The sequence below is a fragment of the Desulfosarcina widdelii genome (assembly GCF_009688965.1).
In the GTDB taxonomy this organism is placed as follows: domain Bacteria; phylum Desulfobacterota; class Desulfobacteria; order Desulfobacterales; family Desulfosarcinaceae; genus Desulfosarcina; species Desulfosarcina widdelii.
Map to the genome: position 1 here is coordinate 2,344,307 of NZ_AP021875.1, position 24,828 is coordinate 2,369,134.

At 55.6% G+C, this 24,828-nt stretch carries 21 protein-coding genes; 2 read left to right on the forward strand and 19 right to left on the reverse strand.

Translation table 11 applies throughout. The features are described from left to right. Window positions 1-20: 20 nt before the first annotated feature. The 13 genes from GN111_RS10990 to GN111_RS11055 all read right to left on the reverse strand — a co-directional run bounded on the left by GN111_RS10990 (window position 21) and on the right by GN111_RS11055 (window position 15,857). A complete protein-coding gene (locus GN111_RS10990) occupies window positions 21-482 on the reverse strand; it encodes a hypothetical protein (protein ID WP_155303799.1) in 462 nt (153 codons plus the stop codon). A 97-nt stretch (window positions 483-579) separates the two neighbouring features. Further along, window positions 580-1,161 (reverse strand): lipid-binding SYLF domain-containing protein, encoded by a 582-nt coding sequence (locus GN111_RS10995; protein WP_231715718.1) that lies wholly within the window; start codon window positions 1,159-1,161, stop codon window positions 580-582. Between the two features lie 61 nt (window positions 1,162-1,222). Further along, complete coding sequence (locus GN111_RS11000; protein ID WP_155303800.1) at window positions 1,223-2,278, reverse strand: hypothetical protein; 1,056 nt, start codon at window positions 2,276-2,278, stop codon at window positions 1,223-1,225. A gap of 67 nt (window positions 2,279-2,345) precedes the next feature. Further along, window positions 2,346-3,692: a MipA/OmpV family protein gene (locus GN111_RS11005; RefSeq protein WP_155303801.1), complete on the reverse strand. Its 1,347-nt coding sequence runs from the start codon at window positions 3,690-3,692 to the stop codon at window positions 2,346-2,348. Window positions 3,693-3,720: 28 nt separating this feature from the next. Next, window positions 3,721-4,554 carry a transporter gene (locus GN111_RS11010; RefSeq protein ID WP_155303802.1) on the reverse strand — a complete coding sequence of 278 codons (834 nt, stop codon included), beginning with the start codon at window positions 4,552-4,554 and terminating at the stop codon, window positions 3,721-3,723. 28 nt (window positions 4,555-4,582) lie between these two features. Further along, entirely contained in the window at window positions 4,583-5,365 is a 783-nt protein-coding gene (locus GN111_RS11015; RefSeq protein ID WP_155303803.1) for a hypothetical protein, read from the reverse strand. Window positions 5,366-5,374: 9 nt separating this feature from the next. After that, window positions 5,375-6,469, reverse strand: a complete 1,095-nt coding sequence (locus tag GN111_RS11020) for a BamA/TamA family outer membrane protein (protein WP_155303804.1) — start codon at window positions 6,467-6,469, stop codon at window positions 5,375-5,377. 69 nt (window positions 6,470-6,538) lie between these two features. Continuing rightward, on the reverse strand, window positions 6,539-7,255 hold the full coding sequence (locus GN111_RS11025) for an acid phosphatase (RefSeq protein ID WP_231715719.1): 717 nt from the start codon (window positions 7,253-7,255) through the stop codon (window positions 6,539-6,541). 138 nt (window positions 7,256-7,393) lie between these two features. After that, entirely contained in the window at window positions 7,394-7,804 is a 411-nt protein-coding gene (locus tag GN111_RS11030) for a cysteine rich repeat-containing protein (protein WP_155303806.1), read from the reverse strand. 66 nt (window positions 7,805-7,870) lie between these two features. Further along, window positions 7,871-10,348, reverse strand: a complete 2,478-nt coding sequence (locus tag GN111_RS11035; protein WP_155303807.1) for an arylsulfatase — start codon at window positions 10,346-10,348, stop codon at window positions 7,871-7,873. A gap of 130 nt (window positions 10,349-10,478) precedes the next feature. Further along, complete coding sequence (locus GN111_RS33655; RefSeq protein WP_197740529.1) at window positions 10,479-13,460, reverse strand: DUF1254 domain-containing protein; 2,982 nt, start codon at window positions 13,458-13,460, stop codon at window positions 10,479-10,481. Window positions 13,461-13,483: 23 nt separating this feature from the next. Continuing rightward, window positions 13,484-15,202, reverse strand: a complete 1,719-nt coding sequence (locus tag GN111_RS11050) for an alkaline phosphatase family protein (RefSeq protein ID WP_155303808.1) — start codon at window positions 15,200-15,202, stop codon at window positions 13,484-13,486. A 385-nt stretch (window positions 15,203-15,587) separates the two neighbouring features. After that, window positions 15,588-15,857 carry a hypothetical protein gene (locus tag GN111_RS11055; protein WP_155303809.1) on the reverse strand — a complete coding sequence of 90 codons (270 nt, stop codon included), beginning with the start codon at window positions 15,855-15,857 and terminating at the stop codon, window positions 15,588-15,590. 173 nt (window positions 15,858-16,030) lie between these two features. Here GN111_RS11055 and GN111_RS11060 point away from each other — a divergent pair, with 173 nt between their 5' ends. Continuing rightward, window positions 16,031-17,626 carry a hypothetical protein gene (locus GN111_RS11060; RefSeq protein ID WP_155303810.1) on the forward strand — a complete coding sequence of 532 codons (1,596 nt, stop codon included), beginning with the start codon at window positions 16,031-16,033 and terminating at the stop codon, window positions 17,624-17,626. Between the two features lie 18 nt (window positions 17,627-17,644). Then, a complete protein-coding gene (locus tag GN111_RS11065) occupies window positions 17,645-17,989 on the forward strand; it encodes a phenylpyruvate tautomerase MIF-related protein (protein ID WP_155303811.1) in 345 nt (114 codons plus the stop codon). A gap of 78 nt (window positions 17,990-18,067) precedes the next feature. On the opposite strand, the gene GN111_RS11070 is transcribed toward GN111_RS11065, so the two are convergent. From GN111_RS11070 to GN111_RS11095, 6 genes are all read right to left on the reverse strand, one after another. Continuing rightward, window positions 18,068-19,300 (reverse strand): BamA/TamA family outer membrane protein, encoded by a 1,233-nt coding sequence (locus GN111_RS11070; RefSeq protein WP_155303812.1) that lies wholly within the window; start codon window positions 19,298-19,300, stop codon window positions 18,068-18,070. A 71-nt stretch (window positions 19,301-19,371) separates the two neighbouring features. Beyond that, window positions 19,372-19,740 carry a hypothetical protein gene (locus tag GN111_RS11075; RefSeq protein WP_155303813.1) on the reverse strand — a complete coding sequence of 123 codons (369 nt, stop codon included), beginning with the start codon at window positions 19,738-19,740 and terminating at the stop codon, window positions 19,372-19,374. 21 nt (window positions 19,741-19,761) lie between these two features. Beyond that, window positions 19,762-20,340, reverse strand: a complete 579-nt coding sequence (locus GN111_RS11080; protein ID WP_155303814.1) for a lipid-binding SYLF domain-containing protein — start codon at window positions 20,338-20,340, stop codon at window positions 19,762-19,764. Between the two features lie 129 nt (window positions 20,341-20,469). Then, window positions 20,470-21,324, reverse strand: coding sequence for a hypothetical protein (locus GN111_RS11085; protein ID WP_155303815.1), 855 nt, complete (start codon window positions 21,322-21,324; stop codon window positions 20,470-20,472). 37 nt (window positions 21,325-21,361) lie between these two features. After that, window positions 21,362-22,399 carry a mechanosensitive ion channel family protein gene (locus GN111_RS11090; RefSeq protein ID WP_170302229.1) on the reverse strand — a complete coding sequence of 346 codons (1,038 nt, stop codon included), beginning with the start codon at window positions 22,397-22,399 and terminating at the stop codon, window positions 21,362-21,364. A gap of 61 nt (window positions 22,400-22,460) precedes the next feature. Further along, the gene (locus tag GN111_RS11095) at window positions 22,461-24,812 is read right to left on the reverse strand and encodes an arylsulfatase (protein WP_155303817.1); all 2,352 of its coding nucleotides are present in this window, start codon (window positions 24,810-24,812) and stop codon (window positions 22,461-22,463) included. Window positions 24,813-24,828: the final 16 nt, after the last annotated feature.

Here is a 24,828-nt window from a genome sequence, read left to right on the forward strand (position 1 = left end):
GGATGGGCATAGCGTCATGCTCAGAAATAAAAGCGGATACCGATGCCACCCTCCAGGTCGAATTCTGTATCCGGAGTGAGATTCATGATCGGCACCAGTTCGGCAAACGCACCCAAGGAACCCCCTCCGAATACATATTCCAGACCGAACGGGATGCGCACGCCAAATTTGTTGTCCTTCTTCTCGCGTTTCACCCAGCGAAGACCACCCCCGACATACACCGGCAGCTCTCCTTGCTGAGTTTCGATCAGTTGGTGGAAATGAATCAGGTAGTCGGCATAGATGTGAAATTCATTGTCGCCGCTGGTCTTCCACCCAACGCCACCATCGATGGCATTGCTGGCATCAAGCATATATTTACCCGTAATCCCGGTCGGTTCGCCGGCAATAATGCCCAGGCCAAACCTGCGCTGATCAGCCGCCAGGGCTGACGTGGCAAGCAGTATGAAGAAGAAAAACAGAATCCATGCTTTTACTTTCATCGATACACTCCTTCGTTGGATAGGATAGGTCGCATGCCAGCAGACCGCTTGTGGGCTTGATGGAAATCTTTTAAACCAAACCTTCCGGCAACTTCCGTTACTTTGATTTTTCATAACTGAACTTCTGACCGCCAACGGTGGCCTCGTACATCAACCCGCCTTTGGTGTGCACAAATACAGCCATCCCCTTGTGGTAACTGGTTTTGGCCTGGGTTCCGGTGGCCGGACCCGCGCTGGCACCGGCCGTGGCGCCCCCGGTGCCGGCCTTGGCCTGCGCACCGGCGGTGATGGCCACCGCCGAGACACCGGCGTCAAATTCGAATTCGCCGCCGGTGAACTCGTCGAAGGCGCGCTTGTCCTCGAAGAAGATCAGCTGGCTGAAAGCTTGCCCACCGAACTGGAATCCAATGGTGCCCTTGAACATCTTGACCGTGCCGGTGGGCACGCCCTGGGCATAGACCTGGCCGGTGCCGTAGGCCCCGCCGACGCCGATGCCGCCCTTCCCGATGGTGGGAAACACCGCATAGCCATAGCAGTTCTCGAAAAACGGTTGGGTCGCCTCGGCTTTTTTGAATACCTCGATTGTCGCGGCATACTTGTCGGCATGGGCGGTATTGTAGCCAGTCAGACTTAGAACCAAAAAAACAGCAATTAATAGCGTTCGATACAGTTTCATCATCTTCCTCCTTTGTTGGTATAATGATTATTTGGCACAGGTAATCGATTTCATCCAAACCTGCTCAATTGGTCGGGACCGTAATCACTGGGGCCTCCGCTTCCTGCTTGCCCCTCTCGGTGAAGGAGAAAAGGATCATCAGAAAGTTGAACATGGACTTGGAATGAATGTCCCGATCATCGATCCAGAACCAGTAGTCCCGGTAATGAACGGCAGCAAAGGCTGCGTCGGGTTTCGACGCGCCATTTTTAACATGAATCCAGGGCCGCGAATGGGTTTTATCCAGCCCTTTGCGTTGCCACGCTTCATCCATATAAAGTCCGGCCATATCCTCGGGCGGCGTTTCGATGCCGGACGCGAAGGCGGTCATGATCTGCAGCATCGACCGGCTCAGGACGGCGATCTCATTAGCGTCCAGTGCGAACTTTCCGTGCACCACCCTGAACGCATTTAGATGGGTGTCCACAGCGAGCAGTCTCTTCAATTGACGGAGATCCGCTTCGGCGGTTGCGTGGGTCGGTGGTCGAAAAATAATCGTCAGATTGACCCCGGCTTCCGTATTTTTTGCGCGCATGGCAATCCCATCCGCCGCATAGACGCGTCGAAACAGATCCACCAATTTATCGAATACGGGGTCTGCATTGTTCCCGCCAACCGACCGGTATCTGCTATTGTCGATACCGTTGATGCTTTGGATGCAAATCCGTAAAATCGTGTCGGTCGGATATTCGCTTTGAATCAGCAGCAGAATCGGCGCCAGTGGGAGCGGCTTTACCAGAGATCGTGCAAATTTTTCTCCCATGAGGGGACTATACGTGATGGTCGGTCGATCGGTGTACATGCCGCGCCCACCGATGCTTTGGGTCTGGCCGCCATTCCATGCAAAACCCAGTTCGATCTCACTTTCCAAGGCATACTGGTTGATCACGGACGCCACATCCATGAATACCGGTGCATCCAGATATCGCGTTTTCAGCAGGTTGAGGAGTGTTTGGCGTTTCCATGATTCCGAAATGGCGGACACATAATCGAAACGGTCGCGATCGATGGTCGCCGGACCGATGGCGGTGCATCCACCAACGAGAAAAACGATCACGACCATCCAAAGACCCGTTTTCACCAACTGCTTCCATATCTTTATGGATTTTTTATGAGGAATTGACGTGATCCGTTTCATGATGATTCGATTACCAATGGTACTGTAAATATACCGTGTTGTAGTTGCTCCCTCCGGAGATTCGTCCAAAGGCCGAAGATGTCGAAAAGATCCCGCTGCGATGATGAATGCTGTATCCCAGCCAGAGATCCTCCATCCATTGGACACGGAAAAGCTTCCCCAAGTCCAGGTCGATTGAGAAGTCCAGAAAATTGAGCAGTTGGCTGGATCGGTACCCTTTCTCCTGCATGTCTTTTTCTTCCAGGTAAGGAATCCGATCCAGATACGATAAGCCCTCCGCAAAACCCAGACGCCACGGAGTGGGCCATTTGATCGTGTAATAAAATTTAACCGCCAGAACATATTCGGTGGATCGGTCCTGCACGTCCGATGAATGGTGATGAACGAGTCCCGGCGTCAGATAGGTGGCGATCGGCAGGGTAAACAGCTCGTCGGCAAGGGGAACGCCGAAAAAAACCGAGGTGAGTTGATTGTTGTATGGATCGCTCTCGGTATTTCCAGTCACAATTTCTCCCAGATTGGATTCGGTTCCCCATCCATGGGCCAGACGAATATACGGTCTCGATGCCAGCGTATCCACTGGCTCCGTTTTATCATTGAAAAACCCGATCCCCAAAAACGCTTCGGCCTGCGTGGAGTCGTCGACGAAAGAGATGTTCCGGGTGTCGGAATCCAGAAAGAGAATGCTGCCCCTTCCCAGAAGATATAGGTTTCGCCACACGTGAAAACGGATGTCCGCGGCGATCTGGGTGTCCACGGCGCTGCCCGGTCTTTCTCTTCCCAACCCGTAGTATCGGTTGTTGAAATCGGCGCTCTTCCATCGAAAGCGAGCTGAAGGCCTGAATTCCCAGCGCCCTTGTTCCCACTTGAAACCGGGAACCAGATTGGCATGCCAACGGCCGCTTTGATCGCTCAACAACTCGGCGTCCAGATGGAACCAATCCGTGAAAAGGTAGGTGAACTGGCCGCCCACATCCAGGCCGGATTCTCTTATCTCGTTCTGATACTCCTTGGGAATGTCGAAGAAACGGTATCTGGCAAAGGGGCTCAATTGCCATTTCTCGGTCTCCCAAACCCTGTATCCGAATTCGAGACCATCGATAAAAAGCGGACCGTTCTCGTAAAAGATCAGGGGCACAACATCGTTAACCGTGCTTTTGTTTGCATCGAATGGGATGGTCGCCGACCGGATGCCCATTGCGAGCCCCCACTTCTCGGGGGCATCGACATGGTGTTGTCCAACTGTTTTCTCCTCACAGCGCCCATCGTGGCCCATGAGAATGAGAAGCGATATCAACAGACTCAAAAAAATGGGTTTTAATTGTTTACCGATGATTATCTTTTTGCACACTTTCATACGATTTTGCCTTGCGATTCAGATGGGATCAAAAAAATTTGGGGAGCACGAAATTGGCTTGGAGCCGAAAGCGAAACCCTTCCGGTCCGGTGTCCGGCGAATCGGCCCAATACCCCACCCCGGCCTGCAGGCTCACCGGGAGCTTGCCCATGTGGACAATTTTTGCAAGGGAGGCGGTGATCGGCACGGACCATTGCTCAGCCTCCCAGTCATAAGTGCTTTCGAGCTGAAATGCAATGGTGTAGGCGGTCGGCGTCGTGAACGCCACGAAAGGCTGTAAAAAGCTGACGTTGACGTCCCGGCGGTCGCTGTCGCCGGCATAGGACCAGTTGTGGTTGGCAAGCATCCCGATTGTCCACGATCCGCGCATGGTAAGGGCAACCATCGCAGGCCCTGCACTCCATTTTTCCGAACCAAGAAGGTCGTCGGTGGCTATCGGCAGCATCAATATGGGACCGACGCCCCAGATAAAACCGCCGGGTGCAGGGTCGTCGGGAGAAAAAAACAGGCTCAGGCTGAGGTCGCCCAGGCCGAACTGGGAACCTGACCCCGGTGCGATCTCGTCTTGATAGGTGATCGGCAGAATCGTTCGTGTGATCAGGTTCCAGTCGTCATTCAAATTAAAAGGGATTACCGGTTGAAGATTGGTCTGCAGCCGCCAGCCGTCGTCCTGTAAGCCGATGTCGTGATCGTAGGTCATTTGAATGGGAATCGTCATCAGTTCCGCCACAGGATTGGTCAGTTCCTGGGCAAGTTCGGCGTCCGAACCTCCGGGCGCGTTCTCCGCCAGGGCAAGCCCGGCCGGTGTAAAGGCGACCAAAAGCGCAAGAAGAAAAGCAAAGATCGGTATTGAATCTCTCATCTCAACTCCTTTCTCTGGCGGAAATCGGTTAAAAACGCCACGAAAGACCCAAAATAAGCCCATCCTGCGAAACATCGTACAAAAAATCGTCTTCATCGTAGTCAACATCCAGGTAGCGGTATCCAAGCGTTGTGGAAAACATCGCCGTCCATTGGTAGCCCAAGTTGATCATTGCGTCCCACATGAAATCCGATCCTATTCCCAAGCCCCCGAAAATCAGGGACCCGCTGACGAAGAACCTGGATTCGCCCAAGGGCATCAGGCCTTTGATGCCGACGATCGGGTCCACCCAGTTCTCCCGGTTGGTGCTTTCCCTTGCAGACAGTAGGCCGGCATCAAGTTTCAGGGACGCGTCCACGGACCAGTAGCGCAGCCCGGCCATGCCGTCCAGAAATGCGCCATCCTGGTCGATCAGACGGTAAAATCCGGCCGCCGAAACGATCCAGGTTTTTGTCCGGGAAGTGAGCTTCGAGAAAAATGGACCGGGGGTCGCTTCATCGTCTTCGATATCCGAATAATTGATGTCGGCCACAACACCGTAGCGCCCCTTGAAAGCCTCGCCAACCAGGGAGAAGGAACTGTTGATGTTGCCAAGGATGTCATCATAAAAATCGATGTCGACCTCTGCGGCCGGCAAACCCGGCTGGGTCGCCAGATCTCCTTTTTGACCGGATAGCCAGGCATACGGTGCTATCTGAAATTGCCATTTGTCATCGGCGCCGGATTCTGCATTAACCGGCAAAGCCAGAAAAAGAACAAAAAGTACTGCTCCCATCCACGCTGGAACAATCTTAATTAAAAGGCGAATCATTTTAACCTCCTAAAATGCTTCCTGAATGCCGACGTAAATGCCCTCGTTGTCTCCATTGCCGATGGCCGCATCGATACGGAAATTGATCTTCTGGTCGGAGTTGAGCATGTACCGGAAGCCGACGCCGCCGCTGTAGTAGAGATCTTTGGTGATCAGTTCCTCCAATTCGTCATCCCACAATTTGGCCAGGCCGCCAAAAGCTACGAAACCGATTTTCTCTGTAAATTGCCACCTGATTTCAGCTTGGCCGGATAGCAGGGTGCGGCCGGAAACCTCTCCGGATTTGAATCCTCGCAAATCGCTCTGCTGCCCGAGGCGGGATTTGTCCGAGTAGGGCGTGTCCTCCGTACCGGTGCGGCCATAGGCACGCAGGGCCAGGACGTGCGTCTCGGTGAGGCCGATGTAGTGGTTTACAGCGAGATCGGCTACGGCATAATCCGTTTCATTGCCCCAGGCCTCGGGTTTATAGTAGCCTTTGACTTCGACCAGCGTTCCGGAAGAGGGGTAGTTGACATTGTCCCGGGTGTCGTAACTGATCACCGGCCCGATCCCCGTCGTGGTGGAATCCTCCGCCCCCACCAGATCCAGGTAATCGCCATCGGCAGGGGTGTCGGGATCGTAGCTGACGTCGACCACCAGCGCCTGCCCGCCGATATAAACATTATCCCATACCCGGTAAGTGAGCAGACCCAACGCGGCTATGGCACCCGTGGAGAACTCAGCCTCACCACCCCAGGGAATGTCGTACTCGTTGTTGATGTTTGCCCTGAAAATGCCGAAATTGCCACGAATCGTGTCATGGTAAAGGTACAGGCTGCTCAGCAGTCCATAGAAATAGGAGTCGGTGTTCGTGTACGCCCCGATCGCCTGCACGCTGGATCGCGGATCCTCCGCACGCCAATCGCCGATGTCGAAGAAATACATCCCCGCCGCTCCCAGGCCGCTGCCGATATTGGGATTGGAGATAACGATGGGAGCAAAGGCGAAGTTTTTTCCCCGATCAGGCTTTTTCTGTGCATCCGGAATTTCCTGTGCGTCTGCGCCAATGGTGAAAATCATGGGGAAACAGAAAAGCAGGCAAAGCAATAAGCAGGTTCGCATCATGGTTGGGTCCTTTGGTATTCACCAGCGTTTACATTCGTAATCAAAAGCCTGCCCTGCAACAGTTATCTCTCATTCACCAGACAGTGCCTCGGCCTCTGCCTGGCAATCACGAGATGGCTTAAGACCTTGTGCGCGAGCTTTCTCGTACTCTTTCTTGGCCATTTCCAGATCCGCGCAAAACTTTGGATTGGCGTGCAGTTTTGCGACAACGGCGGCGCCCATGAAACGGCCTTCCACCACGTCACTGTGCCAGTGCACATTGCAGATGATCCGGCTTTCGCCGAACGCCCGCCCCCGGGCGAGGATGGCATCGGCCCGGTCCGGAGCAATCTCCGTAAGAATAAGAGCCCAGGCCCAGCCCAAAGCCGTATGCCCGGAGGGATAGGAACCGTCCTTTCTCAACTTCTCTTCCTCTTCCGGTGTACAGATGGTTTCCCCGTTCACCATGAAAGCGCGCTTGCGCTGGTAGTGCTTCTTGGCGGTGTACGTGGAGAGTCCCGCATCGGCCAGGGTGCGGCGAAGCAGCATGTAAAGATGCGGGGTATCCGCTTCAGTGATGGGAATTCCCAGGGCGCAGCTGAAGGTGTCTGCTGCTTCCGGAAACCTCAGTTCCGCATCCCGGGTTGCGACCGTCCAGCGCGGCGTGCCTCGCAGAGCCTGGCTTTTTCGGCTTACCTCTTCGTCCAGTGAACGCGCAGCCGAGCCTTCGGCCGGAGGCGGCGGAAGAAGTGCCAGGCTGTTGGGGAGCGCTTCCGGTTTTAAATACCCCGCCAGAACTCCGGGCATGATCTCCGGTACAGTGTCAGGGCCTTGCTTTTGAAAGCCGGCACAGCCGATCATCATTCCCACGCATATAAGCGCTATTACGATTGGCCAATTTTTAATAAAACCGAAGCGGGTCGACATGATGACAAACCTCTTTGTTTACTTCAGTCCCGTCTCGATCAGTGCATCAAGGCAGCGCTTGCTAACCTTTTTTTTGTTTTTGGCAATACAGTCCAATAGCCGTCCTTCACCCACGGGAACGTCGGCGCAATACTTCTCCAGGTCGTCTTCGCATTCGTAGGCCGCATAGGCCAGGGCGGAGATTGCCCGCTCAAGCAGGACCGCGGCATCGAACAGGGCAAATTCACATTTTGCGCTCAATTTATCCTCGTGGGCGTACAGGCAGGCCAGCACCCGCCCCTCGCCGGGAGTAACGCCCTTGCAGTAGCTTTCCAGTTCCACTTTGCACCCATCCTTAACGGTTTGGGTCAATGGATCGGTGGCAAAAGCCGTGGCCGAAATCATCATTACTGCCGTCAGTGCAACCAAGATTTTCAAAGTTCTGATCATGACTTTCTCCTTTGTTGGGTAGAACCGACCACTACCCTTGTGGTTTTTCTGTGGATAAACAATAAATTAGTCTATATCGCCGGGAACGGCGGCACTCGCTTCCTGCTCGTCGGGATTCCTGATGTCGAATACAACCTTGTGCAATTGCCCTTCCGTGAATTTGAATTTACCCAGATCGGCATATTCCTCATTTACGGGCATGCCTTCATCGCGGCCAATATCGAAGGTTTCATGACCGGTATAAGCACCATAGACGGTCGCCGTGATGTCCATTTCTCCCACTTTTTCATCGTTGATAAACAATTCGACGGTGGATGGGCCGTTGAGCCTTGGCTCCTTCATGGTATGTTTTAGGGTGATTTTTACATCTCCATGGGGAATTTTTACATCAACGTCGAAGTCGTGCCAGTAAAGGCCAAGGGTGGAGTAGCTGTATCTGAGTTTTCCGTCTTTGATGAACAGCGCCTGTCCACCGATATGCTCACCAACCGCATAAATAACACCCTGGGTCGTGTCATCCGCAGTGATGTAGGCATTGACCTCATAGTTGGTGGATTTGATCTCGGGTCCTGCCAACTCGGGCACCCGATAGACATTGGTTGTCAGCTCCCAATGCCTTTTTGCAGCCCGCTGCGGATTGGATTCCGGTTGCAGCATCCTTCCTAATGAACCGCCGATCGGATATGCATCGTACTTGTCAGCCTCTTCCCAGAACAATTTTTCCAGTGCTTTTACTTTTTCGGGGTACTGATCGGCCACGTTAACCTGCTGTATGGGGTCTTCATCGATATGATATAATTCCCATTCAACGTTTAGCGGATCAAAGTTTGCCATGGCCGAGGGATCAAGCGACCAGGGAATACGATACGGTTTCCCGCAGAGGGACCATCCTTCTTGGTATAACCCCACAAAACCGGTCATTTCAAAATACTGGGTGGGATGGTTGGTTTTTGCCTCCGGGTCGTTCCAGGCGTATGTGAGCGATTTGCCCGGATAAGGTTTTCTCTTCTGACCGTTCACATAGTCGGGGGCCGGAACGCCGGTGACCTCGAGAATGGTGGGAACGATATCCGTGACATTCTGAAATTGCCTTCTCCATTCGCCTTTGGCTTTGATGGCCCTGGGGTATCTTACGGCCGTGGCGGACATGGTCCCTCCGAAATGGGAAGCCATCTGTTTGGTCCACTGAAACGGGGTTGAGGATGCGTAAGACCAGGCTACTGAATAATGGTTGTTCATATGAGGACCGCCCCATTCATCGATGCCGCCAAATTCTTCAAGCTTTTCCAGTTGCTGCTCCATGGTCAGCGGTGGAAAGCCGTTCTGCATCAACAGCTCGGAGAATGTTCCCGTGGGCGTTCCTTCGGCGGTACAGCCATTGTCGGCGGTGAGATAAATAACCAGGGTGTTGTCCAGCTCACCCATTTCCTCAATGTGCTCGATGACCCGTCCGATATGATGATCGACATGTTCCAGAAAGGCGGCATTGACTTCCATTTGCCGTGACAAATAGGCTTTTCCCGCCTCGCTGTAGGAATTCCACTCGGGAATGGATTTTGGCCAATCAACCATTTTTGCATCTTCAGGAACCAGACCCAGTTTCTTCTGGCGTTCCAGTTGCTGTGCCCGGTATGCATGCCACCCTTCGTCAAACTTCCCCTTATATTTGTCTCGCCATTCCTTGGGGACCTGGATGGGGCCATGAACAGCGCCCGGCGTGTAGTACATAAAGAAAGGCGCATCCCTCAGGCCTTTCCAGTTGTCGAGCCATTTGATGGCCTGGTCGGCCATACCGTGCGACATATGAAATTTGGAGCCGTCCGCATTGGTTTTCGGGGTTTCAATTGCGGTGGTGTTTTCATAGAGCAAAGGGTAGAACTGGTTGGTCTCACCGCCCATGAATCCCCAGAAATACTCAAACCCCCACATGCCTGTCGGCCAGCTTTCAAAAGGACCGGCAGGCGAGGCCTCTTCCATGGGCGTATTGTGCCATTTGCCGAATGCTGCCGTGGCATAACCATTGTCCGTTAAAATTTTCGCAATGGAGGGCGTACTGTAATCGATTTGCGAATTGTAGCCCGGATAACCGGTGGCGAACTCGGATATGATCCCGGTCCCGATCTGGTGAATGTTATAGCCGGTCAACAGCGAACCCCGGGTCGGCGAACAGACTGCGGCCACAGACATGTGCGTGTACCGGATGCCTTCATCTCCCAGACGGTCGAAGGTCGGTGTGCGCATGACGCCCCCAAAGGATGTAGCACTGGAATAACCGGCATCGTCAAGCATAACAATCAGTACATTGGGTGCCCCGTCGGGAGCTTTTTTCTGGCCGACAAAATCGGGTTTCGAGTCGGCCAGTGTTTTGCCCTGGACGCCTTTCCATTCCTCTTTCGGATAGGGAATGGCGTTGCCGTCTGCAACTTTTTGATCAACGACCACCGGATTGCTCTCCTCACTCTTTTGACTGACATCCGCCTGATTGCAGGACACAATGAAGAGAATGCCTAAAAAGAAAATTGCGGTCTTCAATACTTTCATCATGCCTCCTTAATGGTATAACTTCTCTCGAACCGTTGATTCCTGTATTGGAGCAGCAATATGTCACACGTTAATCTAACCGTGGCCTATAGAGCATTAAGCTATTGTCAATTCCTGGGATAACCCGCGGCAGTTATTTGACCAATTCGATTTTTCCGGGTCGCCAGGTTTTATCAAACCATGGGTCTAAGGGACCATACAGGCGCAGGACCGTAAACCAACCCTTTCCGGGCACGGTCGGCACCCAGTTGGATTCCTTGCCTACCGGCGGCTCGGGCCCGAACCAGATCGTCGTGCTGCCATCGGCGTTGGCCACGACGTCACCGCTCTGGCTGCTGACGCTTGGGAACTGCGTACTCGGCGTCTGCAGCAGGGAGCGGGTCTGCGGGTCGTAGTTGACGAAGGACCAGAAGTCCTTTGCCGGGATGCCGGCCGGCAGCGTCAACGAATAGTTCTTCGAGCCGTCAAGGTAGTTGCCGTCGGCATCCAGGGCTGCGACCGCGTACTGCGAGCCGACACCGACGATCTTGATCACCATGGCCGGGGTCACCGCCGTGTACCCGTAGTGAAACATTGTCCTGGCATCGAGATCGCGTGCGCCGCTCTCGCGCAGGAACTCGTGACTGCCGCCGACAAAGGCGTTGAACCAGGCCGAGTCCTTGTAGTAGTAAGCACGCGGATCGCGCGTACGGAAAGAGATGGCACGCGCCGTGGCATTGGAAACGGCCGCCGCCTCCTCGAGAATACCCCGCATCCGCGCGTCGGGCGAGAAGGGCCGGCCCTTCTCGATCCCGATCGCCGCCAGCAGGCCGAGAATCTCGGGGCTGAAGGCCGCGGCGGGCTCCTCGTCGATCACGGCCCGGGCCTCTTCATAGAAATGGATGTCGTTGGCATGGATCGTATTGTGGAATCGCCCGGAGGTGTTGACGAATTTCATCTCGGCAGCGTCGGCCGTCTCGCCTAAGGGGTAGACCTTGATCAGCTTCTTGGCTGCGTCGATGGCGGGTTGAGGATCCCCATCGACCAGAAAACCCCGCCAGAACATCAGGTTCTTATAGGTCGGTGAGCGGTAGGTGAAGTATCCCTCGGGAACCTCGCCCTCCCAGCCGGGAGGCAGGTAGAGGTAACGGCCCCCCGCCCCCTTGTCCGGTCCGGCGTTGCCCATGTCGGAGACGTAGCGGAAGAAGTGGTCATTGACCATGCCCAGGGTATTGGGCGGACTCTCGACAACGACCGGGCCGTTACTTAGGTCGAGCAAACCGCCGATGTAAACACTCTCTGTGTTGGGTGTCAGGTAGAGCGCCCGCGCATCCAGCAGCGTCTCGGTAATCGAGATGGCGCCGTTGCGATCGACGCCGACGCTTGCAATGCCTTCGAGCATCGCTTCGAGCGAGGCGGCCGGGCACACGGAGAGAAACGCCTCCACGCCCCGGAGAAAGTCGAGATTATCGTAAACCAGGTCGACGGTCTCCGGCGTGGGAAAGCCGTCGAAGAATTCGAGGGTGCCGATGCGGGTCTCGACGCGGTCGGGGGTGGTGATCGACACGGGGATGTCGGTGGCCATTTTGGGCCTGGCACCTGCCGCGGCCACGGCCGGGATATCCTCGAGGCGCTCGACCTCGCCGGGTCGCCACGTCTTGTCGAACCACGGTTCGAGGGGACCGTAGAGCCGCAGGATGACGCTCCAGCCCTTGCCCGGCACTGTCTGGATCCAGTTGCTCTCCTTCCCTTCGGGGGCCCTCGGTCCGAAGTAGACGTCGGTGGAGCCGTCGGCATTCGCTACGACGCCGCGCTCGCTGTTGAGGCTGGGGAACGGCTGGTCGGTCTGCAGCATGGACCGGGTCTGGTTGTCGTAGAGCACCAGCGACCAGAAATCCTTCACAGGTACGTTCTTTGGCATGCGGATCCGATAGGTGTAGCCGCCGTCCAAAGCCCGGCCCTCCGAGTCGACCGTGGCTCCTGCGTACTGCGATCCCACGCCGACCATCTTGGCGGCCATGGCCGGCGTAATGCCGGTAGCGTAGTAGAAGAAGAGTGTGCGTCCATCCAGCAGGCGCACGCCATTGACCTCGAACTCGTGGCTGCCCCCGATGAAGCCGGTCTTCCAGGCGCTGTCCTTGTAGTAGAAGGACTCGGGATCGCGGGTTTTGAAAACAATAGCGCGGGCCGTCGCGTTGCCCACGGCGGCCGCATCCGTGAGAATGTCGGTCATGCGGGCATCCGGCGCAAAGGGTTTGCCCTTCTCAATGCCGACGGCGGCCAGCAGGCCGAGGAATTCGGGATCGAGGTCACTGACAGATTCTTCCTGGAGGACGGCATGGACTTCCTTGAAAAATGTTATGTCGTTGGCATGGACGGTGTTGAATGAGCGGCCCGACAGGTTGACGAATTCCGTCGCCGGGGGAGTTTCCCGGCTCGCCAGTGGATAGATGCGGGTGTTCTTCTTCAGGTTCGCCACCGCCGGCCCTGGATCGCCGTCGACGAGGAAGCCGCGCCAGATGAGCCAGTTGCCGAAGGTCCGCGAGGTGAACGTGTGGTAGCCCTCGGGCACGTCGCCGTCGTAGCCCGGCGGCAGGATCAGGAACTTTCCGCCCTGTCCCTTGTCCGGACCGGTGTTGCCCAGATCGGTCACATGACCGAACCAGAAGTCATCGAGGATGCCGAGGGTGTTCGGCGCGCTCTCCACCACCATCGGCCCGTCCTTCAGGTCGAGCCAGGTCACCGCGTAGACGCTCTCGGTGTTGGCCGTCAGGAACAGCGTTCGCGCATCCATCAAGGTTTCGAAGATACCAACCTTGCCGTTGACGCAGCCCATCTCACGCAGGCCCTCGCGCATCGCGTGGAGCGAGGCGATGGGCAGGCCGTCGAGAAACGCTCGCACGCCGCGCTGGAAATCGAGATGGTCGTAGACCTTGTTGACGGTCTCCGGGCTCGGATAGCCGTCGAAGAACGAGAGGGACCCCAGGCGGGTCTCGACGTGGTCGGGGGTCAGGATGGATGCCGGGGTCGGTTGGTACTCGACTGGCGTCATTTTCGAGGACTTCGTCTTGGTGCAGCCAGCCAATGCCAACACTGCCAAAATGATAAGCAGCGTCATGAATCTAAAAATTTTCACGTTTCACTCCTTTATTAAATTGGTCATTGACTTAGTACTTCGATGAGCGGCGCTCCGGTAGCGCCGGAAGGCGCTTTTATCCTCAGGTACTTTGAAAGCGTCAATGCAATGTCAACGGTCTGCACCTCTCTGAAAACGGTTCTGGCCGTCAGGCCGTTGCCGGAAAAAATGATCGGGACAAAGGTGTCATACCGCCACGGCGAGCCATGGGTGCTGGCCACCGTCAACCCTTCGAACTCGGCGACGAACCATTGGGGTTCCAGAACCAGGTAGATGTCGCCTGAGCGTTTCGGGTTGAAGTTGCGAAGGATCTGCCGGTACAAGCGGGTATCCGGCATCTTCCCCTCGATCAGGTCGATGCTCGGCACCGCATAAGCCACACCGTCGAACGTTGTAAGCTCCGCTGCGATGGTTCGGGACACCTCGTCCACATCCAGCTTATGTTTCCGAAGGACATCGTGATCCAGATACAGGTACGGATGCTCAAAACCCGAGACCAGTTCCTCGGCGATGCCATACTTGGCTTTGATGGTTTCGATGGCCTTTTCCTTGTCCAGCTTGTCGGCTTCGAAGATCCGAGCATTAATGCCGAACTCGTTGAGCTGGGCCGGGGCCTCGGCCGCGCCGTGATCAGCGGAGAGCACGATGAGGGTGTTGTCGAGGCCGATCTGTTGGTCGACAAAGGCCAACAGTTCGGACAGGGTTTTATCGAGGCGCAGCAGGTTGTCTTCGCTTTCCAGGCTGCCGGGGCCGAAGATGTGCCCGATGTAATCCGTGGAGGAAAAACTGATGGAGAGGTAATCGGGAATCTCGTCCTGGCCCAGTTCTTCTCCGACCATCAGGGCCTTCGCGAATTCCAGGGTAAGTTCATCCCCCGCCGGGCTGACTGTCAGCAGCGAAGTAAACAGCTTGCCGTCGGCCTTGCCGAAGGGATGCGGGAACACAACCCCATAACCGGGAAGATTGGTTTCCCAGGGCATGTCATCGAATTTGCCATACGTGTATGTGGATCTGTCATGAATCAGATCCCAGTTCGTATCGGCATAGGCCAGCGCAAGCTTTTTCCGGTTCCACGCCTTTACCCACCCGGGGTAGGCATCGTAATAGTACGTGCTGGTCACGAACTCCCCTTTGGCCTTGGAAAACCAGAAGGCTTTGCCGGCGTGGCCGGCCATGGGTACCGCCCCCCGGTCCTTGACCGAAACGCCGAAGATCTTTGCCTTGCCGTGGGTGCGCAACGCCAGTTCGTCACTGAAGGTGGTGGTCAGGATTGCTGCTGGGGATCGGCCGTCGGTGCCCGCCACCTTCTGGGTGGGATCCATCTCGTTGTCCTTGTCCACGCCGCCGCCCTCGCCGATGAGTGCATAGCGGTCGTCTTCTATGTTGTAGACCGCCCGTCCGAGTTCCTTGTCGAACCAGATGTTGGCGATCATGCCGTGGTCGGCCGGATCCGCTCCGGTGGCCAGCGTCGCATGCCCCACCACAGTTTCGGTATTGGCATGGCGGTGATGGGCGTTTTCATATACGACGCCGTTCTCGTAGAGGTATTTGAAGCCGCCTTCTCCCAAACGGTCGTAAACCGATGTGGGCATGTCGCCCCTCAACTGATCGACTGTGATCTGAAGAATCAGTTTTGGCGATCTTGTTGGATTGACCCGACTATGGGTGGTTGCCGCTGCCAGTAAAAAGGGGGCGAAGCTCACGACAAATAGTAACAGTGCCTTTCCCGGTCTGGGCGCCATAGTGACCTCCTTGTCGTAAAAAATTTCAAATTTGACTTTTTCATGGGCTCGCAACCCAAAAAACTTCAAGAGCCTTCAAGGATCTCCCTTCGCAGCCGGAACATTCGAACGTCGTAATTTCAGCCGTTTATTACCGGCAGGTCGTTCATACTCTCAAGATCCTTTTAAACCTGCATACGTTGTCAATGCCTATTATTAAATGAAGCAAAGCGGCCAAGCGTCTAATTCCGATTAGCATCCATTTTTAACGGTTTCGGTCAACTGGTCTGCGGCAAATGCTTTGGTCGCAATCATCATTGCTGCCGCCAATGTAATCCACATCCTCAACGTCTTGAACATAACGATTTCCTTTTGGATTTTCTCTTTCCCTCTCGAATAAAGTGGGTTAAGCATCACGGCGCCATGGTTGCATCGCGCCAATGCGCTCTTTGATCTCCTCTTCCAGACCTTGCTTCAGCTCCTCATATTCGCTGGAGCGTTCCAGGGCCTGATCCTGTCCGGATTGCCTCCAATAGGCCAAGGCTTCCGTACATTTCTGGTAGTCATCGCAAAGGGTTTGAAAGGACTGGCTGCGCGTGTACATTCGGCGCAGATTGTCCTTCTCGGAAGGGAATCGCTCTAAAATCAAAAACAGACCTGGATGGATTACAGACATAGATCACACCAATGGTTCAGTTATGGCATAGAAAGTTGATCCCGCTGGAAATCTGTGTAATAGTGAAATTCGTTTTTAAACACCTATTATAGGATAAGCTATACATAGTTTTCACCTTCCCCCGAACTTAAACTTACAAAAAATGACTTAGAATCATGAAAACGGAGAGATCGGTGAGCCCGTCGACGGTTTCGGTGGATGACTTTGGATTCTCGCCTTCGGCCATTTCCGGGCAGACGAATCGTATTCTGGACTCACCCGAGTTCAAGGCCACGGATGCCCAACGCGCATTCCTGCAATACGTCGTCGAGAAAACACTGGCCGGGCATGCGGATGCAATCAAGGGATACACGGTCGCCACCGAGGTGTTCGGGCGGCATGAAGACTTCGACCAGGCCACCGATCCCATCGTGAGCATTCAGGCCAACAAGCTTCGCCGCGCCCTCGAACGCTATTACCTGGTGGCCGGGCAAAACGATCCCATCCGCATCGATATCCCCAAGGGTTCCTATGTGCCGACGTTTCAAGCCCTCGCCCCACTCAGCGTGGAAAAACCGCCACCCATAAGCCGAAAGATTGCCGCCATCCATGACAGCGGCTGGCCGACAATCCTGGTTCAGTCGTTCGAGAACCTGACCGGCAACCGGGATCTGGAATATCTGGGGATCGGCCTCGCAACCGAAATCGCCCTGGAAATCACACGCTACCAGGAGATACGGGTGCTGCGGCAAAGACCGGATGGCAGGCAACGACGCGCCTCGGATATCGGCGTCCGATTCGTACTCTGCGGAAGTATAAAAACGGATGCGACCGGCCTGAAGGTGATCGTCAACCTGGTCGATGGGCCGACAGGGTTGCACATCTGGGTGGATTCCCATCGAACGGATCTCAATCCTGCCGAGTTGATTTCTTTCGAGGAGCGCATTGCCAGTACGGTTGTCAGCAAGATCACCTGTGAAGATGGAATCGTTGTAAAGACGCTGGCCCCTGAATCTAAGAAAATACCCCCAGAGGAACTGACAACCTACCAGGCCATGCTCCGCTTTTACCGGTATTTAATCGACTTTTCCCCGGAGAACTTCCTGAACACGTTTGCCGCACTCGAGCAGGCGTGCGCCAAAGAGCCGGAGTGCGGACTGGCATGGAGCATGCTCGCCCGCCTCTATTCCCTCAATTACAGCCTTGAATTGTTCGACCTTGAAACCCCCATAGAAGAAGCCGCAGCCTTTGCCGAAAGATCAGTAAAGCTCGATCCGGCCAACCAAAGGGTCAGAACGATCATGGCATTCATTCTGTTGTTTAAAAATGAACTGTCTGCCGGGCTGGCCGAGGTCGACCACGCCCTGCGATTGAATCCGAATTCCTTGGTTTTCGGTGAAAATATCGGATATCTGATGACCCTTTTCGGCGATTGGCAAAGGGGACCGGCACTCATCAACGATATCATCGAACAGAACCCGTACTACAACGTCAGCGCTCACTACGCCCTGTGGGTCGATTGGGTCCGACAGGAGAAATACGACCGGGCATACGAAGAGACCCTCTATTTCAGAAGACCGACGCTATTCTGGGACCCGCTGCTAAGGGCCGCAAATCTGGGTTTGCTGGGAAGAATCGAAGAGGGGGTGCAGGCGGGCAACAATCTGTTGCAATGCAAACCCGATTTTTCCAAACGCGGCCGCACGTTAATCAGGCATTATATCAAATTCGATGAGATCGTCGAAAGGGTGATCCTGGGATTGGGAAGGGTCGGCGTCGATGTCTCATAGAGGAAGAGGAATACCAACATGCCGTTTTTCAAGATAGAGACAAACCAGCAAGTAGACGATGCGACAACCGGCGATCTTCTCAAAAAAGCCTCCGCAATGGTTTCACAGATGCTAGGCAAGCCGGAAAAATTCGTGATGGTTTCCATCGACACCGACAGACGGATGGTGTTTGGCGGAGATGGTGAACCGGCTGCATTCGTGCAATTGAAAAGCATCGGACTGCCGACGGACCGGTGCGCCGAGTTTTCCGGAAAAATCTGTCAGTTTCTCAACGACGAATTGGGAATTCAACCCGACAGGGTGTTTATCGATTTTAAGGATGCGGCGCGGAATCTGTTCGGATGGAACGGGAAGACGTTTTAGGCCGACGGTGAATATCGGAGATAAAGGCAAGCTAAATCCCATTAAAGGCCATCTCGGACCGCTCCAACCGTTAACGCATTACCACGCTTGTCCCACGGTGATGTACGTGTAGGTATCCTCCGGGCCGCGAGCGACATCCACGCCCAACCACAGGCCTTCATCGGGCATGAACAGATACCGGCCGCCGATGCCCCCGGAGACGATGTCGTCCTGGGTTTCGAAGGCCGCATCATCGCCGCAGACCCTGCCGATTCCGGCAAATCCCAGTACCGCCCATCGCGCCAGGATATCCCAGCGCAGTTCCACCCCCGCCATGCCCACCCGTTTTCCCTGGTAGCGCAGCGCCGGGATACCCCGCATGGTCACCCACGGATAGGCATAAAACGGGGGTCGGCCATCCACCGCCGAGCCTTCCAAACGCAGTCCAAGCACGAGTTGCGGTAACAGTTGATGAAAGGATAGGATCTTGAGATTACCACTCCAGTAGTTGTAGTCGCCGCCAAATGCTTCATCGTACCGCCAGGCTGTCAAGTCAAACAATTGTCCGCGGTTGGGCGTGAAGACATTGTCCCGTCCGTCAAAACTGAGCGCTGCAGCGATGCCGACGTTTTCCGAAGAGATGTCCCCGATGGCAATTCCGGTATCCACGTCAGGGGTGAAATCGAACGTCGATTCGGTTTCCAGGTAAAGAAGTTTGCCGCCCAGAAAAAAACGGGTGTCTCCAAACCGGAATTTGAGGTCCTGCAAAATGCCAAAGCCTTTCAGGTCGAAATCCAGCGGCCGGTCAAGGATGTAGTACGTGGATTTCACATCGGCATAGGTCGCTGCACCCGCATAGCGAATCGTGTCTTGGCGCCAGGATGACGAGTGCCCCACGGCGCCAAACCAGGTGTCATTATCCGTGTAGCCACCCGCCACACCGGTGATGTCCGGCGGGGCTTTCTGACCCTGCCTGCCGGAGGCAACCGATTGCGGCGTATGCATCGATGGCATCGCTTCTGTTTCGACGCCCTCTTTGTGGGGATGGATGTAGCAAAGCGCCATCCCGAGGCCGTATCCAAAGGCCGGTTCTGTCAGGAAGATCGGCAGCGGCAGCCATTTGCCGGACGAACGGGATTTGTCGCCGGCGTCTGGCGCCTTCGAACCTTGCGATTCGGTCTGCGACGATACCGGGAGGGTCTTCTCCGCACCCGATGGCGCAGCGTCCGCTGCCAAGGCCACTGTTCGAAGCAGTAAAAGCAGGCCAATCACCAGAAGCCGATACACCACCGTCTGGCGGTGCCATCGATGGTTGGTGTTTTTCCGACGCATGGCAAGAACCTCTTTGTCTCGATGACCTCTATTTTTTTCAGTAGCTAACGACACCCATGCCATCCATTGCCTCATTTGGAAATAATGCCCATTGTCTCCCGATCAATCCAGCTGCCGTTTCTCAGGCGAACCGCGTTTAAAATCCCCTGACCCTTTTTGGTCTCACTTCCGCGATTGCACCGAAGTGTGTATTCGAACATATAGTAGGCTTCTGCCTGATGCTCAGGAACGAGATCGGCAATGCCGATGATGTTCAGCTTTGTGTTTTCCACCAGGCACGATCCGGGATCTGCGATCACCTTTTTTTCCAGATACGCTTTAATCGTCGCTTCGTCCAGGCCCGCTGACTCCGCTGCAGGGGTTACCGTTGCCCACAATGCTGAAGCGAGCAGGATTGCCAGCATACAGACAAAATAAAAACGAGTAGTTTTGACGTTCATTGCTGCACCTCCTGCACGGGGTCATTCTATGGGTTTGAAACTGAATTTCTGGCCGCCGACGGACGCTTCGTACATCAGCCCCCCTTTGGCATGAACGAATACAACCATACCCTTGTAGTAGCTGGTTTTGGCCTGGTTGCCGGTGGCTGGACCGGCGGTTGCACTGGCCGTGGCCCCCTCGGTGCCCGCTTTGGCCTGAACGCCGGCGGTAATAGCAACTGCGGACACGCCGGCGTCAAATTCGAATTCACCGCTGGTGAACTCATTGTAGGCGCGTTGATCCTCGAAGAAGATCACCTGGCTGAAAGCCTGCCCTCCAAATTGGAAGCCGATGGTGCCCTTGAACATTTTGACGGTGCCGGTGGGCGCCTCCTGCACAAACACTTTCCCGGTGCCGTATGCCCCACCGATACCGATGCCGCCCTTGCCGATGGTGGGAAATACGGCATAACCGTAAGCGTTGTCGAAAAAGGGCCTGACTGCATCCGATTTCTTAAAAACGGCGATCGTGTCAGTGAACTCGTCAGCATGGACAAAATTGACACCCCATAGCACAACCGCCAAAACAACAAGTAGCCCACTCCATCGATATGGCTTCATATCGGTTCCTCCTTTGTCTGTATTTGGGTTATCGTGGACGCATTTCGTTTTTCCGGCGATGCCACCATGCGGAAGGCATTCCGGAAAGGCTCTCCCGGGCCGGATTGTTTTCGCTGGAGAAGGGGAACGCTAAAAAAAGCATCGTAAGTAAAGCTGTAACCCCATGTAATCAAAATTAATTTTACCGTTAAAGTCGACACCCGGCCAATCCTCGTCTTCGGCTTCGACGCTGACACTCAAGGTGTCAAATCCCAGACCGATCCCCACGTGCTTCCACGGTGCGTATTCCACGGCGGCATTGGCCTGAAGGACATGCCCGACGAAATTCTCGTATTCCAGGTAAAACGCCTGGACGCCGGAACGGAAAAACCAGCGGGGCGCCAAAACCACATCCATGCGTAATCCGAGGACTGGCAGAGGGGCGGTAAAATCGGCATTCCCTCGTTCTTCGACAAGACCGCTTACCGTAAACCCTACATCGATGGGCATGAGATAAAGTCCCAGTGAACCCGCCAAATCGATTCGATCGTCCTGAAGGAAGGAATAGCTGTAGGCAAACTGGTAAATATCCAGATCGAAAAAAGCACTGACTTCGGTACCGGCATCGACGGTAACCGGATCGCCGTTTACGTCCTCGAAGGTAAATTCCTGACCAATACGGCGGGAGCCATCCCTGTTGAGGGAAAACCAGCTGAGATCGAGGCGGTGGCGCCGGTTGTCGGTAAACCGCCACAGGGCGCCAACGCGAAAGACGGAATTGGATGAATCCAGTTTAAGCAGGTCCTCTACATCGATGTCGACGCCGAGACCCGTTCCAAGCCGGACCCCGCTATCCACGGCGGCCAGAAAATACCCCGCTTGAATGCCGAATTTCTCCCAGGGTCGGTTCTCCCATGACGTTTCAGCCGCCACGGTTCCATAGGGGGATAACAATGCGATAGCGAGCATGGCCATCGGCACCTTGTTCAAGAAAGAAAATTTCATTTTTTTCCTCCTTTGAATCTAATTGTTAATCGTAAAATCACAGAACCGTCTGATTCCCATCCCGGATATTCTCCGAACATATCGTGATCTTGGATCTTTCCGGATTCAAATGCAGTTCCAACTGGGGAAAAGCGAATTGCAGGCCTTCCCGATCGAACCGGATCTTGGTCTTCTCGATCAGATCGCAGCGGGTGACCCAGTAGTCCTTATTGTCCACCCAGCAGCGCGCTCCAAACTTCACGCAGTTTTGGGCCAGATCGAGGGCGTATACGACCGGCCCCGGCTTCGTCTTGACCCTTGGATCTTCGATCATCACCGACTCCAGCACCTGTTTGGCCCGAATGATATCCTGATCGTAGCAGAGGCCGACATCGATTTTTACACGGCGCGTCTCGGTGAAATGGTAGTTGATGACGATGTCGTCCAGAATCTTTCGATTGGGCACGAAAAAGGTTTTTCCGTCGAAGGTTCTCAGGCGTGTGTTCAGGAAGGTAATGGCTTCCACTTTCCCCAACAGGTCACCGGTCTTGATGGTATTACCCACTTTAAAGGGCATGGATGGTAAATACGGCCGCAGAAAAACCATCAAACCGATGCCTGCCAAGGCAATGATGCTCAAAAAACGAAAAACGTTGGCCGGTTTGGCACCGTACTCAACTGCCGCGGCGGTTATCACAATCATGACCAGCAGAAGATGCACGGCACTGCATAGCATGGCGCTGAAGGCCGTTTTTGGCAGCATGCGGCGCAGAAGCTGGTCGATCCAACGAATGACATACAGCCCGGCAATCAAAACAGCCAAAGAGAGCGCCATGTGGGTGCCATGCTGGCTCATCACCTCTCCGAGGCTTTGCATCCGGCCCAATATACCCTGCAAGGTTGGCATGGTCGATCCACTCCAGAAGGTGTGATGGATTTGCGTTGCCATAACGGTCGGCAGCAAGATCAATAATTTGCCGGTCCCGGCCATGTTTGCATGCACCGCTGCCGCATCTGGTCGAACATGAAAGCGGTTGCGCGGACCCGCCTTAATCAGCCCCACCAGCGCAGAACGGAACCGCAGACCCGCTTCCATCGCGTGCTCCCCTTCAGTTGCCAACGGGGTGCCCACTGGCGGGCACCCCAATGGCATGCACTCAATGTACCTCGACGGTGACCTTGGGAATATGTCCGGTAAACCTGGAAACCCTCTCGGAGCCGATGGTTTCCACCACCGGCGTTGCCAGATCGATGCCCACATCGGCGGTTTCGTCCGCCGAGAATATCATCGGCTGGGTGCGGGGAATGCGGCCTTCGCCGACCTTTTTCCCATCCACATAGAGCGTTCCCGTGCCGCCCTTAGCCAGGCCGCCGCCGTCATAAGCGAAGTCGAACTTGATCTTATGCTTGCCGGGCGTCAGCTTCTCTTCGGCCGCCACGGTGAAACGCTGCAGGCCGAGGAAGTTGTAATCGTAGGCCGGCACGCCGTCGTTGACATACAGCGCCCAACCGCCGAACCGTCCGCCCTGGACGATGACGGCCCCGTGGGCTCCGCTGTCGGGCACCTCCACTTCGGCGGTAATGGTTTTGGACTTGTTCTTGATGTTGAGAAAGACGTTCTCGGTCATGCCGGTCATGCCCTCGGCCAGGGTCAACGACGTGCGGCCGGCCATTAGGTCGGGGCGCCCGGCCAGGGCTGCATTGACCCGCTCAACGACACGGTCGTCGATGGGCAGCACGTAGTTCTTCTCGGCCTCTTCCATGAACAGATCCTGCAGCTTGGCCAACAGGTCCGGATACGCTTTGGACAGGTCCTTCACCAGGCTGAAATCGCGGCGCGTGTCGTACAGTTCCCAGATGTCCTCGGCGAGTCCGCGACGGGGCTTCATTTCCCAAGGTGCCCTGTGGATGGTGCGGGCGAACCAGCCTTCGTGGTAAATGGCCCGGTTGCCGAACATCTCGAAGTACTGGGTGGTGTGCCGGTCCTTGGCCTTGGCGTCGTCGAAGCTGTAGACCAGGCTGGTGCCGTCCATGGGTCGCTGGGCCACACCGTTGACCATCGTGGGTTCGGGCAGGCCGGCCGCCTCGAGGATGGTCGGGGCCACGTCGATCACGTGGCTGAACTGGGTGCGAAGCTCACCCCTGGTTTGGATACCTTTGGGCCAGTGTACGGCCATACCTACCTTGGTGCCGCCGTGATCCGAGGCCACCTGCTTGGTCCAGGTGTAGGGCGTGTCGAAAGCCACGGCCCAACCGGCGGCCATGTGAGGGTAGGTCTCGGGTCCGCCCCACTTGTCCATGACCTTGAGCATGTCGGCCACCTTCTCCTGCACCCCGTTGAAGTAGGTCATTTCGCTGAACATGCCGTTGCGACCGCCCTCGGCGCTGGTGCCGTTGTCGCCGTAGACCAGGAAAATCAGGGTGTTGTCCAATTGGCCGACATCTTCGATGGCCTGGACCACGCGGCCGATCTCATGGTCGGTCATCTCGACATAGGCCGCAAACACCTCCACCTGGTGGGCGAACAGTTTTTTCTCGTCCGCACTCAACGCGCCCCATTCGGGAATGGCTTTTGGCTTAGGCGCCAGCTGCGTCCCTTTGGGCACGATGCCTCGTTGGATCTGGCGGGCCAGGATCTGTTCCCGCAGCACATCCCAGCCCTGGTCGAACCTGCCCTTCCAGCGGGCGATCCACTGTTTGGGCACGTGGTGGGGGGCGTGGGTGGCGCCCGGCGCATAGTAGACGAAGAACGGTTTATCCGGCGTTAAGGCCTTCTGGTAGCGGATCCAGGCCACGGTCTGGTCGGTCATGTCGTTCAAAAAGTGGTAATCCGGATTCTCGGGCAGTTCCACCGGATGGGTGCCGTCATAGATGTATGGAGCCCACTGGTTGGTTTCGCCGCCGAGAAAGCCGTAGAACTTGTCGAATCCCTGGCGGGTGGGCCAGCGGTCCAGGGGACCGGAGACGCTGGCCTCCCAGGCAGCGGTCTCGTGCCACTTGCCGAAGGCGCCGGTACTGTATCCGTTGAGGCGCAGCATCTCGGCCACCGGGGCGACGGTGTTGGGGATGCTGCCGGTATTGCCGGGAAAAGCCGTGCCGGTCTCGATGATGCCCCCCATGTTGTTGGCGTGGTGGTTGCGGCCGCTTTTGAGGGCCGCCCGGGTCGGCGAACAGACCGCCGTGGTGTGGAAATTGTTGTAGAAAAGCCCTTCACCGGCCAGGCGGTCGAAGGTGGGGGTGGTCACCGGCCCGCCGAAGGTACTGGTGCCGGCGAAGCCCAGATCGTCCACCAGGACGACCAGCACGTTGGGCGCTCCGTCCGGCGCCTTGACCTGGAACCGCGGTGGCGGCGTGGCCTTGCGAACATCGAGCACCGTGCTTTCGGGATAGACAGGATCCGCGATCGGCAGCACCGTGCGGTCAATGGCCCCCTGGTGGGATGCTGCGATTGCTGGTGTGGCCAGCAATAGAACAATGATACAACCTATAGCAGCATGGACAGTTTTCATCGAGTTGCCCTCCTTT